The 15,790-nt window shown below is 32.6% G+C and carries 10 protein-coding genes; 9 read left to right on the top strand and 1 reads right to left on the bottom strand.

Annotated features, from left to right (window positions below; all coding sequences use genetic code 11):
• The first annotated feature begins 15 nt into the window (after positions 1-15).
• The 4 genes from accC to H0I32_RS07875 all read left to right on the top strand — a co-directional run bounded on the left by accC (position 16) and on the right by H0I32_RS07875 (position 5,420).
• Entirely contained in the window at positions 16-1,368 is a 1,353-nt protein-coding gene (gene accC / locus H0I32_RS07890; RefSeq protein ID WP_179314199.1) for an acetyl-CoA carboxylase biotin carboxylase subunit, read from the top strand.
• 139 nt (positions 1,369-1,507) lie between these two features.
• A complete protein-coding gene (locus H0I32_RS07885; protein WP_179314200.1) occupies positions 1,508-4,189 on the top strand; it encodes a reprolysin-like metallopeptidase in 2,682 nt (893 codons plus the stop codon).
• A 101-nt stretch (positions 4,190-4,290) separates the two neighbouring features.
• On the top strand, positions 4,291-4,974 hold the full coding sequence (gene mtgA / locus H0I32_RS07880; protein WP_179314201.1) for a monofunctional biosynthetic peptidoglycan transglycosylase: 684 nt from the start codon (positions 4,291-4,293) through the stop codon (positions 4,972-4,974).
• On the top strand, positions 4,971-5,420 hold the full coding sequence (locus tag H0I32_RS07875) for a 3-oxoacyl-ACP synthase (RefSeq protein WP_173587537.1): 450 nt from the start codon (positions 4,971-4,973) through the stop codon (positions 5,418-5,420). Before mtgA ends, H0I32_RS07875 begins: the two co-directional genes overlap by 4 nt.
• 111 nt (positions 5,421-5,531) lie before the next feature.
• Here H0I32_RS07875 and H0I32_RS07870 read toward each other — a convergent pair whose 3' ends face one another.
• Complete coding sequence (locus H0I32_RS07870; protein WP_217363247.1) at positions 5,532-6,140, bottom strand: superoxide dismutase; 609 nt, start codon at positions 6,138-6,140, stop codon at positions 5,532-5,534.
• 117 nt (positions 6,141-6,257) lie between these two features.
• Here H0I32_RS07870 and H0I32_RS07865 point away from each other — a divergent pair, with 117 nt between their 5' ends.
• The 5 genes from H0I32_RS07865 to H0I32_RS07845 all read left to right on the top strand — a co-directional run bounded on the left by H0I32_RS07865 (position 6,258) and on the right by H0I32_RS07845 (position 15,785).
• On the top strand, positions 6,258-9,389 hold the full coding sequence (locus H0I32_RS07865) for a UvrD-helicase domain-containing protein (RefSeq protein ID WP_179314202.1): 3,132 nt from the start codon (positions 6,258-6,260) through the stop codon (positions 9,387-9,389).
• A gap of 43 nt (positions 9,390-9,432) precedes the next feature.
• Positions 9,433-10,626 carry a glycine C-acetyltransferase gene (gene kbl / locus H0I32_RS07860; RefSeq protein ID WP_173587535.1) on the top strand — a complete coding sequence of 398 codons (1,194 nt, stop codon included), beginning with the start codon at positions 9,433-9,435 and terminating at the stop codon, positions 10,624-10,626.
• 134 nt (positions 10,627-10,760) lie between these two features.
• Entirely contained in the window at positions 10,761-12,125 is a 1,365-nt protein-coding gene (locus H0I32_RS07855) for an OmpA family protein (protein WP_179314203.1), read from the top strand.
• Between the two features lie 61 nt (positions 12,126-12,186).
• Positions 12,187-14,949 (top strand): PD-(D/E)XK nuclease family protein, encoded by a 2,763-nt coding sequence (locus H0I32_RS07850; RefSeq protein ID WP_179314204.1) that lies wholly within the window; start codon positions 12,187-12,189, stop codon positions 14,947-14,949.
• Positions 14,946-15,785 (top strand): alpha/beta hydrolase family protein, encoded by an 840-nt coding sequence (locus tag H0I32_RS07845; RefSeq protein ID WP_179314205.1) that lies wholly within the window; start codon positions 14,946-14,948, stop codon positions 15,783-15,785. The genes H0I32_RS07850 and H0I32_RS07845 overlap by 4 nt, the downstream gene beginning before the upstream one ends.
• Positions 15,786-15,790 lie beyond the last annotated feature (5 nt).

Raw genomic sequence — 15,790 nt, 5'->3', positions numbered from 1 at the left:
AAATATTAAAAAGTTATGTTTAAAAAAATATTAATTGCCAATAGAGGTGAAATAGCTCTTAGAGTTATTAGAACCTGTAAAGAAATGGGCATTAAAACGGTAGCGGTTTACTCTACTGCAGATGCAGAGAGTCTTCACGTTAAGTTTGCAGACGAAGCAGTATGTATTGGCCCACCTTCAAGTAGTGAGTCTTATCTTAAAATGTCTAACATTATTGCTGCTGCAGAAATTACAAATGCAGACGCTATACATCCTGGATATGGTTTTTTATCTGAGAATGCTAAATTTTCTAAAATTTGTGAAGAGCATGGCGTAAAATTCATTGGTGCGTCAGAAGAGATGATAAACCGTATGGGTGATAAAGCCAATGCTAAAGCTACAATGAAGGCTGCAGGTGTGCCTTGTGTACCTGGTAGTGAAGGAGTCATTGAAACTTTTGAAGAATGTATAAAAGTAGCTAAAGAAACAGGTTATCCTGTTATGCTTAAAGCTTCAGCCGGTGGTGGTGGAAAAGGCATGCGTGCCGTTTGGAAACCAGAAGATCTACAGAATGCATGGGAATCAGCAAGATCTGAATCTAAAGCAGCTTTTGGAAATGATGATATGTATATGGAGAAGCTTATAGAAGAGCCTCGCCATATCGAAATACAAATTGTAGGTGATTCTCGTGGAAAAGCTTGTCATTTATCAGAACGTGATTGTTCTATACAAAGACGTCACCAAAAATTAACAGAAGAAGTGCCTTCTCCGTTTATGACAGATAAATTGAGAACTAAAATGGGTAAAGCTGCTGTAAAAGCCGCTGAGTACATTAAGTATGAAGGTGCTGGTACTGTAGAATTTCTAGTAGATAAACATAGAAATTTCTATTTTATGGAGATGAATACACGTATTCAGGTAGAGCATCCAATAACGGAACAAGTTATTGATTTCGATTTAATCCGTGAACAAATATTAGTCGCAGCAGGAGTTCCAATTTCTGGTAAAAACTATACGCCAAATCTGCATTCAATAGAATGTAGAATAAATGCTGAAGATCCATTTAACGATTTTAGACCTTCACCAGGAAAAATCACAACGCTACACGCACCGGGAGGTCATGGAGTAAGATTAGATACGCATGTTTATGCAGGTTATAGTATTCCTCCAAATTACGATTCTATGATAGCAAAGTTGATTACAACAGCTCAAACTAGAGAAGAAGCTATTAATAAAATGAAACGTGCTTTAGATGAATTTGTAATCGAAGGTATTAAAACAACAATACCTTTCCATAGGCAATTGATGGATCATCCAGATTATTTAGCTGGTAATTATACCACGAAGTTTATGGAAGACTTTGTATTAGAAAAAGAGATTGAAGAATAAATTAAAACCCAAACGTAAAAGTTTGGGTTTTTTGCTTTTATGCGTTATAAGCCCCTGTATTAACAGGGGCTTTTTTAGGCTTCTGACTATTTTTAAAATAAATAGCTTAACTTTATGCGCTATCAAAAAAGAAAAATATATGTTAAAAAATTATTTTATTAAAATCACATTTGTCTTAACTGTGATTTTTTCATTATCTGCTACGGCACAAAATACAAGTAAATTATGGACAAGTATTAGTGAGCAAAAGGCAGAACAAACAGAACAAGTTATAAGAAGAGTAGAGCTCAAGTCTGAAAAGTTTTTTCAACTGAATCTCGAAGCTTTAAAGCATACTTTAGAAAATGTTGGAGATAGAAACAATATAGGAAATACAATTATTTCTTTTCCAAATTCAGAAGGCGTATTAAGTGAATTTAAAGTATTTGAAGCTTCTATTATGGAGCCAGAACTTCAAGAAAAATATCCGAACACCAGAAGTTATGCTGGCCAGGGTATAGATAACCCTACAGAAATTGTTAGGTTTAGTATAACTTCAAAAGGACTTCATGCAATGTTTTTAGGAACAGCGAGAGGAACTCAATTTATTGATCCTTTTTCAAAAGAAGGAAATATTTATACCGTATATTCTAAGAAGGATTTATTAGCAAGAAATTTTGAATTTGAATGTGGTGTTATAGATGATGATACACTTTCAAATAGAGCTACTTTTGAAGAGCCTGTAGAAAGAAATGCAAATGATGGTACGTTAAGAAATTATCGTATTGCAATTGCTTGTACTGGTGAGTATACACAATTTCATGGTGGTACAGTTGCAGATGCTATGGCTGCAATAGCCGTAACATTAACAAGAGTTAATGGTATTTACGAAAGAGATTTATCGATAACAATGACTTTAGTTGCCAATAATGAAAATATAATATATACTGATGGAGATAATGACCAATTTAATAATGATAATCCAAATATTTTAATAAATCAAAGTCAAAGTGTTATAACAAGCACAATTGGTTCTGCTAATTTTGATGTAGGTCATACATTTAGCACAGGAGGTGGCGGATTAGCTGGTTTAGGTGTTACTTGTAATACAAACAGTAAGGCTAGTGGTATAACAGGATCTTCTCAGCCAGTAGGTGATACTTATGATATAGATTTTGTAGCACATGAGCTAGGACATCAATTTGGAGGTCCACATACGTTTAATGGAACAGTGGGTAATTGTTCTGGATCTAATAGATCAGCAGCAAATGCTTATGAACCAGGTAGTGGAACAACAATCATGGCCTATGCAGGTATTTGTGGATCTGATAATATACAAGGTAGTAGTGATGCTTATTTTCATCAAGCTAGTATAAACCGTATTTGGTCACACGTTACAAGTACGGGTTCTTGTCCTGTAAGTAGAACATCTACAGGTAATACAGAGCCAGTAGCCAATGCAGGTATTAACTATACAATACCTCAGGGAACACCTTATAAGTTAGATGGAAGTAACTCTACAGATGGAGATGGTACCGAAACTTTAACTTACACTTGGGAGCAATACGATTTAGGATCAGCCGGCTTACCAACAGAAACAATTACTACAGGACCTTTAGTTAGATCTTTTGAAGGTACTGAAAGCCCTGTAAGATATGTTCCACAACTTTCAGAGGTATTAATAAATGGAGGTACTTCTACAACATGGGAAAAATTATCTAGTGTAAGCAGAAGTATAGATTTTATGCTAACCGTTAGAGATAATGATGCTAGAGGAGGGCAGACTGATTCTGATGAAATGACTATTACTAATGTTGCTGCAGCGGGTCCGTTTATAGTTACGTCTCAAAATACATCTGGTCAGAGCTGGAGTGTCGGTAGTACGGAAACAGTAACATGGGATGTTGCTGGCACAACCGGAAATGGTGTAAATGAAGCTAGTGTTAATATTTTACTAGCAACAGATGGAGAAAACTTTGATACCATTTTGGCTTCTAATGTAGCAAATAATGGTTCTTATGATATTGTAGTTCCTAATGTTTCTTCTGTTAATTGCAGAATTATGGTAGAAGCTGCTAATGGAATATTTTTCAATTTAAATACTGAAAGCATTGAAATAGGGGTAGATTGTACAGAATATTCTACAGGAGCTATTAGTATCGCAATACCCGATGGTGCAGGTGCCGACCAAGCAGGAGATCCAGTATTTATTCCTGTAACGGTTAATAATAATGCTATAATTAATGGTAATTTAAAAATCAATGTGGATGTAACACACTCTTATGTTGGTGATTTAGTAATGCAGTTGCAATCCCCAAGTGGTTCTTTTGCTAATATTTGGGCTAGAAATTGTAACACTGGTGTTAGTGATATAGATTTAACTTTTCAAGATGGAAGTCCAGATATTATATGTGCAAGCCCTACAACCGGAACTTATGCTCCAGATAGCCCATTAAGTGTATTTGATGGTGAAAGTATAAATGGAGATTGGAATCTTGCATTTGTAGATTATTACACGGGAGACACGGGTGTTGTTAATAGCTGGTCTATTGAAATATGTGAAGAAGCTAGTTTATCTGTACAAGATAATGAGTTAGAAGCTTTAAGTATTTTTCCTAATCCAAATAATGGCGAATTTAATGTTCAGTTTAACTCAACATCAGGTGAAGCTATAGCGATTAATGTTTACGATATTAGAGGACGTTCAATTTATTCTCAAAATTTTGATAATGTTGGTACTTTTAACGAGGCAATTAAGCTTAATAATGCACAGTCAGGTGTATATTTATTAACTATAATTGACGGAACTAAAAAAGTGACTAAGAAAATTATAGTAGATTAATAACTTAATTTATAACTTTAAAAGCTCCTATATTTAGGAGCTTTTTTTGTGTTAATAATTTATGGTATTGAAAAACAATTAGAGATTTATTTGATGAAACGATGAAGATATTTTTTCGATTTATAGCGAAACTATTTATATGGAGTGTGTTGTTTTCCATAGGTTTGGTCGTATTATTTAAATACGTTCCCGTCCCTGTAACACCACTTATGGTTATTCGATATTTTGAAAATACTGAAGAAACTGATCTTTGGAATCACGACTGGGTTCCGATAGAAGATATTTCAAAAAACATGCAATTGGCTGTGATTTGTAGTGAAGATCAGAAATTTGTAAACCACAATGGTTTTGATTTAGAAGCGATTGAAAAAGCATATGAATATAATAAAAAAGGAAAACGTATTAAAGGCGGAAGTACCATTAGTCAGCAAACGGCAAAGAATGTGTTTTTGTGGCCAGAACGGAGCTGGTTGCGTAAAGGTTTAGAAGCTTATTTTACTTTTTTAATTGAAATAATTTGGAGTAAAGAGCGCATTTTAGAAGTGTATTTAAATAGTATTGAAATGGGAAAAGGTGTTTACGGCGTAGAAGCTGCGGCACAACATTGGTTTCGTAAATCGGCTTCTAATTTAAGTACTTATGAAGCTGCTGCAATAGTTGCAGTGTTACCCAATCCTAGAAGTTATAAAGCAAATCCGGCATCAGCTTATATTCAAAAACGAAAACAATGGATTGTAAAACAGATGCGATTTTACGGAACATTAAATCTAAAGCCAAAAGAATGAATATAAAAGAAGAACTCTATAAGGAATGCTTAAGGTTTATTGATAACCGATTGTTAACGGTGAATAAAGCAATTTCAGACATTCAATACTCATTAGAGTCTGAAACTAAAAGTAGCGCAGGTGATAAGCACGAAACAGGAAGAGCAATGCTGCAGTTAGAGCGTGAAAAAGCAGGTAATCAATTATCTGAAATTGAAAATCAGAAACAAATTCTTCATAAAATAAATACAGACTCAAAACACAATAAAGTGGCTTTTGGTAGTGTTGTACAAACAACGAAATCTAATTATTTTATAGCAATAAGCGCTGGTGAAATTAAGATAGACAATACATCATATTATGCAATTTCTGCAGTAACACCAATAGCACAGTTGTTATTATCTAAGAGTGTTGGTGATGAGGTTGTGTTTAGAGATCAGAAATATGTTATAGAAACTGTTTTATGATATTTCATGAAAATCATTTCAAGCTGATAATTTAAAAAAAAGCAAATAAAAAATCCGAACATTTAAATGTTCGGATTTTCTATATATAAGCCTAAATAAATTAAACTCAAATTATTTTGCTTCAGCGTAACGACGCTCAACTTCATTCCAGTTAATTACATTAAAGAAAGCTTCAATATAATCTGGTCTTCTGTTTTGGTAGTTTAAGTAGTAAGCATGTTCCCATACATCTAAACCTAAAATTGGAGTTCCTTCACAACCAATTCCTGGCATTAATGGATTGTCTTGGTTTCCTGTAGAGCAAACTTCAACTTTTCCACCTTCATGTACACATAACCAGGCCCAACCAGAACCAAAACGTGTTGCTGCTGCGCTAGAAAATGCATCTTTAAACGCTTCAAAAGAACCAAATTCTGCTTCAATAGCATCTTTTAAGTCTCCAGATAAACGTCCTTTTCCTTCAGGATTCATTACGTCCCAAAATAATGAGTGATTGTAAAATCCACCACCATTGTTTCTAACCGCTTTGTTTTCTGTATCTAAATTAATAAGGATATTCTCTATAGTTTTTCCTTCTAAATCAGTTCCTTCAATTGCTGCGTTTAATTTATTTGTGTAGCCTTGATGATGTTTAGTATGATGAATCTCCATTGTGCGAGCATCAATATTTGGTTCTAAAGCATCGTAAGCATATTTTAATTTCGGTAATTCGAAAGCCATAATGTTTTTCTTTTATTGGTTAATAAATAATCTTTATGGTCAAATTTACAATATTGTCCTTAATTTTCTCTTAATAAACTATTAAGATTCCCTATTTTGGTATAAAAATTATCTCTTTTGCAAAATTCAGCCTTTAAAATATATAACGCTTCTGCCGGTAGTGGTAAGACATTTACACTCGCTAAAGCCTATTTAAAAATACTAATTCAGTCTAATAGTTATGATCAATTCAAGTCTATTTTAGCAATCACTTTTACTAATAAAGCGGTTGGTGAGATGAAGGAAAGGATTGTAGAGATGCTTAAAGTTTTTTCTGAAGAAGAAAGTTTAACGCAACCTAACCCAATGTTTCAGGCTATTTGTGAGGAATTAAAAATTCAACCCGAAGCCCTTCAAACTAAATCAAAGAATGTTCTAAAACATATTATTCATAATTATGGTGCGTTCGATATTTCTACCATTGATGGTTTTACACATCGTGTTATTAGAACTTTTGCGCACGATTTAAAGTTACCTATGAATTTTGAAGTTGAACTAGATCAAGGTCGACTTTTAAATGAGGCAGTAGATAGTCTTATTGCAAAAGCAGGAAGTGATAAAGGATTGACTAAAATATTGGTCGATTTTGCCATTGAAAAAGCTGATGACGATAAGAGTTGGGATATCAGTTATGACTTTAATAATATTTCAAAATTATTAGTTAATGAGAATGACCTTTTTGGAATACAGACGCTAAAAGAAAAAACACTTGATGATTTTAAGACTTTAAAACAAGAATTGTCTAAAGAGGTCATTCAACTTGAAGAAAGTTTAATTGCTACAGCAGATAAAGCTTTAACTTTAATTGACGAGAGTGGTTTACAATACAATGATTTTAGTGGAAGTTATCTTCCTAAATATTTTAAAAAAATAAGCTCAAAACAGTTTAATGTTACATTTGATGCTGCTTGGCAGAATACTTTGGTTGAAGGTAATGTTTTGTATCCTAAGCGTGTTAAAGACGATATAGCATCTGTTATAGATAGTATTCAACCTCAATTAGCCGAAGCTTTTTTAGATATAAAAGCATCTATTTTTAATGTAAAACTCAAAAAAGGGTTTTATAGAAATATCACACCGCTTTCAGTTTTAAATGCGATAAAGAATGAATTAGATGCATTAAAAGCGGATCAGAATAAAATGTTGATTTCAGAATTTAATACCATTATTAGTAATGAAATTAAAAATCAGCCAACACCTTTTATTTATGAGCGTTTAGGAGAAAAATTCAAACATTATTTTATTGATGAGTTTCAGGATACGTCTAATATGCAATGGGAAAATTTAGTTCCGTTGTTAGAAAATGCACTTTCTGGAGCTAAAGGAACATCCATGTTAGTTGGTGATGCCAAACAGGCTATTTACAGATGGCGTGGTGGTGAAGCAGAACAGTTTATAAAACTATATAATAAGATTGATAATCCGTTTCAGCTCGAAGCGGAAGTCTTAGCTTTAGAAACCAATTACAGAAGTGCCAAGGCTGTTATTGAATTTAATAACACATTTTTTGAGTTTTTAAGTGAACATACTTTTAGTGAAGCTGCGTATGCTGATCTGTATAAAAAGGCAAAACAAAACACACATAATACATCAGAAGGTTTTGTGAATCTTAATTTTTTAGATCCTGAAAAAGATGATGATATACACCAAATGTATGCCGCAGAAGTTTTAGAAACGATAAAGAACTGTCAAGAAAAGGGGTATCCACTTCGTGATATTTGTGTTTTGGTCCGTAAAAGAAAAGAAGGTGTTGCTATTGCTAATTATTTAAACGAAAATGGCATTAATATTACGTCATCTGAAACGTTACTTATAAAAAACTCGGATAAGGTTAATTTTATTAATTCGTTTTTAAAATTATTAATTCAACCCAATAATGATGGTCTTAAAATTAAGGTGCTTTCATTTTTAGCAGATCGTGATCAAATTGAAGATAAACATCAGTTTTTTGTTAATTATCTAAAAGATAATTTAGATGAGATGTTATTGGGATTAGCCGAATTGAATATATATATAGATAAAAATCAATGTCTTCAGTTGCCTTTATACGATCTTGTAGAGCATTGTATAAGAGCATTCAATCTAAATGAAGCATCAGATGCATACCTTCAGTTTTATTTAGATATTGTGTTAGAGTTTACTCAAAAACGAAATTCTGATGTTACTGATTTTGTCAATTATTTTGAAACAAATGAAGAAAAGCTCAGTGTTGTAACACCTGAAAACAGGAATGCCGTACAGATTATGACTATTCATAAATCTAAAGGTTTAGAGTTTCCGATAGTAATATTCCCTTATGCAGATCTTAATATTTATAGAGAAATAGAACCTAAAGTTTGGTTTCCTGTAAAAGCTGAAGACTATAATGGATTTAATACGCTTCTACTTAATTACACTAAAGAAGTAGAGAATTATGGTGAAACCGGAGAGCTCATTTACAAAACACACAATGCGCAATTAGAATTAGATAGTATTAACCTAATGTATGTAGTTTTAACAAGAGCCGTTGAGCAGTTGTATATTATCACTAAGAAAGATATTAATGCAAAAGGTGTCGTTAATAAGGATACGTATGCGGGTATGTTTGTTAATTTCCTGATTAAAGAAAATAAATGGACAGACAGCCAGCTTAATTATAGTTTTGGGACTATGGTTCCGAATCAAAAAGTGGTTGAGGTTGAAACTCCTGTAGAGCAATTTAAAATGATTTCAGTTCCTAAAGAAGTTCACAATTTAAATATTGTTACTAAATCGGGATTATTATGGGATACCGAGCAAGAAGCTGCTATAGAACGTGGTAATTTAGTTCACCTTATTTTATCAAAAATTAAAACAATAGAAGATATTGATTCAGCCTTTAATGAGTTATTGATTTCTGGAGATATTACGACTAAAAACACAGATGAATTAAGAACGTTAGTCTTAAGTGTTATGGAACATGTTGAGTTAAGTAAATATTTTCAGAATGATTTTCAGATCTATAACGAACGCGATATTATTCCATTATCGGGTAAGATTTTAAGACCAGATCGTTTAAATATTAATTCTAATAATGAAGTGACTATTATTGATTATAAAACCGGAGAGCAAAAATCCTTTCATGCAGCACAGCTTAATGATTACGAGTCGGTTTTAAATGAGATGAATTTAAAAGTAACACATAAAATATTGGTTTATTTAAATGATACTATTGAAGTTATTGAAGTCTAAATTTTCATAGTATCTTTGATCGCGTTAAACAAAAAATTAAAACATGTACGGAGATATAAAGAATCATTTACAACAAGAAATAGAATCTATAAAGGAAGCTGGTCTTTTTAAGGAAGAGCGTATTATTACCTCACCACAAGGTGCCGAAATAACCTTAAATACAGGACAAAAAGTTTTAAACTTTTGTGCTAATAATTACTTAGGTTTATCTTCTCATCCCGATGTTATACAAGCAGCAAAAGACGCTATGGATACACATGGTTTTGGGATGTCTTCAGTACGTTTTATTTGTGGAACTCAAGATATTCATAAAGAACTAGAACAAAAAATAGCTGATTTTTATGGTACAGAAGATACCATATTATATGCAGCGGCTTTTGATGCCAATGGTGGTGTTTTTGAGCCTTTATTAACAAAGGAAGATGCTATTATATCAGATTCTCTAAATCACGCCTCAATTATTGATGGAGTAAGATTGTGTAAAGCGGCCAGATATCGTTATCAAAATAGTGATATGGCTGATTTAGAAACACAATTAATAGAAGCAAATGCAAACGGAGCTCGTTATAAAATTATAGTAACGGATGGTGTGTTTTCTATGGATGGTTTAGTTGCGCCTTTAGATAAAATTTGTGATTTAGCAGATAAGTACGATGCCATGGTTATGATTGACGAATGCCATGCAACAGGTTTTATAGGTGAAACAGGAATTGGTACTTTAGAAGAAAAAGGAGTACTTGGTAGAATTGATATTATTACAGGAACTTTAGGTAAGGCATTAGGTGGTGCTATGGGAGGTTATACGACTGCAAAAAAAGAAATTGTAGAACTTCTTCGTCAACGTTCTAGACCTTATTTATTTTCAAACTCTTTAGCACCTGCAATTGTTGGTGCATCTATTAAGGTGTTTGATATGCTTAAAAATGACACGACACTTAGAGATAAAGTAGATTGGAATGCTAAATACTTTAAAAAAGGAATGAAAGAGGCTGGTTTTGATATTGTAGATGGAGATTCTGCAATTGTTCCAGTAATGTTATACGATGCTAAATTGTCTCAAAATATGGCAAATATGCTTTTAGAAGAAGGTGTTTATGTTATCGGTTTCTTTTACCCTGTTGTGCCTAGAGATAAAGCAAGAATTAGAGTGCAACTATCTGCTGCTCATGATAAAGAGCAACTAGATAAAACAATAAATGCATTCATAAAAGTTGGCAAAGAATTAAAAGTTATCTAGAATGATTAAAATCTTAGCTCAAACGCTTTGAAATCGCGTTTAATGGCATAAATTTTATATCTTTGTCTTTGTTAATAAATTTTAACATCTTATTTTTGCATTAATTAACACTTAAAATTAAAATTAATTAAAATATGAAAAATCTTAGCAGATTATTTTTTGTCGCAGTGCTTATAGCGAGCTTTAGCACATCAAATGCACAAGACAAGAACAATCCATGGGCTGTTGCTTTTGGAGCCAATGCAGTTGACTTTTATCCAGTAGGAGAAGAAGCACCACAAGGAGACTATTTTGATCAATACTTTCAAGTAGGTGATCACTGGAACATTATTCCTTCTATCTCAACACTTTCTGTATCTAGATACCTTAGTGATGGCTTTACAGTTACAGCAAAAGGATCTATAAACACAATTGATAAATTTGGAGATAGCTCTGTAGATGATTTAACATATTACGGTTTAGACGGTAATGTATCTTATAGCTTTATGGATCTTCTTAACTCAAAAACTATTGAGCCTTATTTAGGAGTTGGTGGTGGTTACACTTGGGTTGATGAAATCGGAGCTGGTACTTTAAACGGAACTTTAGGTTTTAAATTTTGGTTCTCAGAAAAATTAGGTGTAGATATTCAATCTGCATATAAGCATTCTTTTGAAGATTATTTACCTTCACATTTCCAACATTCAGTTGGTGTTATATTTAAATTTGGTGGTACTGATACTGATGGTGATGGTATTTACGATCAAGATGATGCTTGTCCAGAAGAAGCTGGTTTAGAGATCTTCAACGGTTGTCCAGATTCTGATAACGATGGTATCCAAGATTCTAAAGATGATTGTCCTTACACTGCAGGTTTACCAGAATTTAATGGTTGTCCTGATACTGATGGTGACGGTGTAGTTGATAAAGATGATAAGTGTCCAGAAGTTGCTGGTCTTAAAACTTTAGCTGGTTGTCCAGATGCTGATAGTGACGGTGTTGCTGATGCTGATGATAAATGTCCAGATACTGCAGGTCCTGCTGCAAATAACGGATGTCCTTGGCCTGATACTGACGGTGATGGTGTTTTAGATAAAGATGATAAATGTCCAAACGAAGCTGGTACTGTGGCAAACAATGGTTGTCCTGAAATTGCACCAACTGAAGAAGTAATGGATACTTTAAATGAATATTCAAGATCTATCTTGTTTAACTCAGGTAGAGCTACTTTCCAAAAGCAAACTAACCAAGTATTACAGTCAATGGTAGCGATCTTTAAAGAATACCCAAAAGCTTCTTTCTCATTAGAAGGTCATACTGATAGTGATGGTTCTAAATCAAGTAACCAAGCTTTATCTGAAAGACGTGCAAATGCAGTAAGAGATTACTTAATTGCTAATGGTATTAGTGCTGATAGATTAACTGCAGCTGGTTTTGGTGAGTCAACTCCTATTGCAAGTAACAGTACAAGAGCTGGTAAAAAAGAAAACAGACGTGTAGAGGTGAAGTTGAAAAACTAATCACATCTAAAATATATTAAAAAAACGCTCCGTAATCCGGGGCGTTTTTTATTTTTATAGAATGATAAGTTTTATAAAATCAGTACTCATTGATCTTCAAAATAAAAATGTTAATTTTCAAGAGTTAACATTTGTACTTCCAAGTAAAAGGGCTGGTGTGTTTCTTAAGCATCACCTTTCTTCTTTATTAGATCAACCTATTTTCACCCCCCAAATAATCAGTAGCGAAGAGTTTGTAGAGGAGTTATCCGGATTACAAAATCTACCTAACACCGATTTATTATTTCGATTCTACGAAACCTATAAAGCCTTAACAAAGGAAGAAGAGCAAGAGCCTTTTGAATCTTTTTCAAAATGGGCACAAATCTTATTACAGGATTTTAATGAGATAGATCGTTATCTTATTCCACAAGATCATATATTCGATTATTTAAATGCTATAAAAGAGCTTGATCATTGGTCTTTAGAAAGTAATAGTACCGATTTGGTTACAAATTATTTAAAGTTTTGGAAATCTCTTAAAAATCACTATGCTGCATATACAGAAAACCTTTTAGCGTCAAAGCAAGGTTATCAAGGTTTAATCTATAGAAAAGCTGTAGATAATTTAGAGCCTTATATGAAGAGTTGTAGTGGTAAAAACCATGTGTTTTTAGGATTTAATGCCTTAAACTCTGCTGAGTCTAAAATTATTCAAGGTTTATTAAAAAATGATTTAGCTCACATTTACTGGGATATTGATAAAGCCTTTATTGATGATAATGTGCACGATGCTGGTTGGTTTACAAGACAACATAGAGCGCAATGGGATTATTTTAAAACAAAACCTTTCAATTGGGTTACAGAAACTTATAGTACACCTAAAAATATTCAAGCGATTGGTATTCCTAAACTTGTTGGCCAGGCTAAATATATCGGTCAATTATTAACAGATTTAACGCAAAAAGAAACTAAGTTATCAAGTATAGCAGTTGTTTTGGGTGAAGAGCATTTATTGCTTCCTGTATTAAACTCAATACCAAGTACCATAAGTAAGCTTAATGTAACAATGGGGTTACCATTACAGTTTGTGCCTTTAGCATCTGTTTTTGAGCAGTTATTTGTGCTTCATAAAAACAACCCAAAAGAGTTTTATTACAAAGATGTTGTTAGTGTATTGTCTCACCCTTCTATTTACCCGTTGTTTGAAACCGAATCTGGTAATGTATCTGTGAATTTAGTTGCTCACATTACTAAAAATAATTTGGTTTATATGGGCTTGAGCGATCTTAAGAAGCTTGTGACTGAGCATATAGATCTTATAGAATTCTTATTTCAATCTTGGCAAGACAAGCCGTTAATAGCGCTCAAAAACTGTTCTACACTTATTTCTAGAATGAAAACAAATTTAGATGGAGATAAAAAAAATCACAGTTTAGAATTAGAATACCTCTATCGTTTTAATACGTTATTTAATCAACTTTCAGAATTAAATACAGCCTATAAATACCTTAATTCGGTGTCGGCATTGCAAACGATTTATAAAGAATTACTAAGTTCTGAAACCTTAGATTTTAAAGGCGAACCGTTAGAAGGACTTCAGATTATGGGAATGTTAGAATCGCGAGTTTTAGATTTTGATACCGTAATAATAAGTTCAGTAAATGAAGGTATTTTACCTTCCGGAAAAACAAATAATTCGTTTATTCCGTTCGATGTAAAAATTGAAAGGGGCCTACCAACCTTCAAAGAAAAGGACGCCGTTTATACCTATCACTTTTATAGACTTTTACAACGTGCAAAAAATGTCTATATTTTATATAATACAGAAATTGATGCTTTAAAAGGAGGAGAGAAGAGTAGATTTTTAACGCAATTAGAGATTGAAGGTCAGCACGAAATAGTGAATAGTGTTATTGCTCCCGAAGTACCTATAATTGAACAAAAATTACAAGAGATTGTAAAGTCTGATGCTGTTATTGAACAGTTAAAAGTATTTTCGGCTAAAGGATTTTCACCTTCATCACTATCTAATTATATTAGAAATCCAATGGACTTTTATTTTGAAAAAGTTTTAGGAATTAAAGAATTTGATGATGTTGAAGAAAACATTGCGGCCAATACTTTAGGTTCTGTAATTCACAATTCACTTGAAGATTTTTACAAACCATTAGAAGGTGAATTGTTAACTTTAGAGCACCTTAAAACTTTTAAAGAACAAATTAAAATCACCGTTACAAAGCATTTTAAAGATTTATATAAAGACGGCGATTTTACAAAAGGAAAAAATTTAATCATTTTTGAAATTGCGCAACGTTATATTTCTAATTTTTTAAACCTTGAGCGCGATAGTTTAAAAGCGGGTAATGAAATAAAAATAATTGCGATTGAATCTGATGAGTCCATTAATATTGAAATAGACGGCTTAGATTTTCCTATTCGATTAAAGGGTAAAGTAGATAGAGTAGATCAGTTTAATGGTGTTATTAGGGTTGTAGATTATAAATCGGGCAAGGTAGAACAGAATAAAGTAGAGATTGTAGATTGGGAAGATTTAACGACGGATTACACAAAGTATAGTAAGTCTTTTCAGATTTTGTGTTATGCTTATATGATGCGTCAAAATAAACGTGTAGAATTGCCTATTGAAGCCGGGATTATTTCGTTTAAAAACTTAAACGGTGGCTTTTTAAAATTTGGTAAAAAAGAATCTTCTGGCTCAAGAAAAAAAGATCAATTAATTACTAATGAAACTTTAGATGATTTTGAAGTTGAACTTAAAAAATTAATAACTGAAATCTGTAGCCCAGAGCTCAATTTTATTGAAAAAGACTTAACGAAATGAAAATAGATAAAAACATAGTTCTAACAAGAGAAGGAAAAAAGTCAATTCTTATTGATACGTTTTATTCTGAAGAAAAAATCAATCAGCCTATTGTAATTTTCTGTCACGGTTATAAAGGTTTTAAAGATTGGGGCGCTTGGAATTTAATGGCAAAACATATTGCAGATGAAGGATTTTGTTTTATAAAATTCAATTTTTCACACAATGGAGGTACTGTTAATGACCCTATAGATTTCCCGGATTTGGAAGCCTTTGGAAATAATAATTACACTAAAGAACTCGAAGATTTAAACGATGTGATTGATTGGTCACAAGAGCATTTCAAAAATAATTCAGCTATAAATACAACTGAAATAAGTTTAATTGGTCACAGTCGTGGTGGCGGTATTGCAATAATAAAAGCATCAGAAGATTCTAGAATTACCAAGCTTATAACTTTAGCTAGCGTAAGTAATTTTGAAAATAGATTTGGTTCTGAAACAGAAATTGAAAATTGGAAAGAAAAAGGTGTTAAGTATGTAAAAAACGGTAGAACAAAACAAGAAATGCCACACTATGTTCAGTTTTTAGAAGATTTTGAAGCCAATAAAGAAAGGCTTCATATAGAATCTGCAACTAAAAGTTTAGAGCTTCCTGTTTTAATAATTCATGGAGATAAAGATACCTCTGTAAACATTGATGAAGCTTACAATATTTACGAATGGAGTAAAAACAACCAATTAGAAATTGTAGAAAATGCAGACCATGTCTTTAATACAAAACATCCATGGGAAAAAGATATTCTTTCGGTAGAGCTAAATCACGTTTCTGAAACTATAAGTAAGTTTCTAAAATAGATTGA

It is taken from the genome of Winogradskyella sp. HaHa_3_26, assembly GCF_019278425.1.
GTDB lineage: Bacteria > Bacteroidota > Bacteroidia > Flavobacteriales > Flavobacteriaceae > Winogradskyella > Winogradskyella undariae.
This window is presented reverse-complemented; position numbering and strand designations above follow the sequence as displayed.

What these genes read in the sequence shown, in the direction of transcription:
- H0I32_RS07845 (WP_179314205.1), top strand. Translation starts at nt 14,946, where the DNA reads ATGAAAATAGATAAAAACATAGTTCTAACAAGAGAAGGAAAAAAGTCA.
- accC (WP_179314199.1), top strand. Translation starts at nt 16, where the DNA reads ATGTTTAAAAAAATATTAATTGCCAATAGAGGTGAAATAGCTCTTAGA.
- H0I32_RS07850 (WP_179314204.1), top strand. Translation starts at nt 12,187, where the DNA reads ATGATAAGTTTTATAAAATCAGTACTCATTGATCTTCAAAATAAAAAT.
- H0I32_RS07875 (WP_173587537.1), top strand. Translation starts at nt 4,971, where the DNA reads ATGAATATAAAAGAAGAACTCTATAAGGAATGCTTAAGGTTTATTGAT.
- H0I32_RS07885 (WP_179314200.1), top strand. Translation starts at nt 1,508, where the DNA reads ATGTTAAAAAATTATTTTATTAAAATCACATTTGTCTTAACTGTGATT.
- H0I32_RS07855 (WP_179314203.1), top strand. Translation starts at nt 10,761, where the DNA reads ATGAAAAATCTTAGCAGATTATTTTTTGTCGCAGTGCTTATAGCGAGC.
- kbl (WP_173587535.1), top strand. Translation starts at nt 9,433, where the DNA reads ATGTACGGAGATATAAAGAATCATTTACAACAAGAAATAGAATCTATA.
- H0I32_RS07870 (WP_217363247.1), bottom strand. Translation starts at nt 6,140, where the DNA reads ATGGCTTTCGAATTACCGAAATTAAAATATGCTTACGATGCTTTAGAA.
- mtgA (WP_179314201.1), top strand. Translation starts at nt 4,291, where the DNA reads ATGAAGATATTTTTTCGATTTATAGCGAAACTATTTATATGGAGTGTG.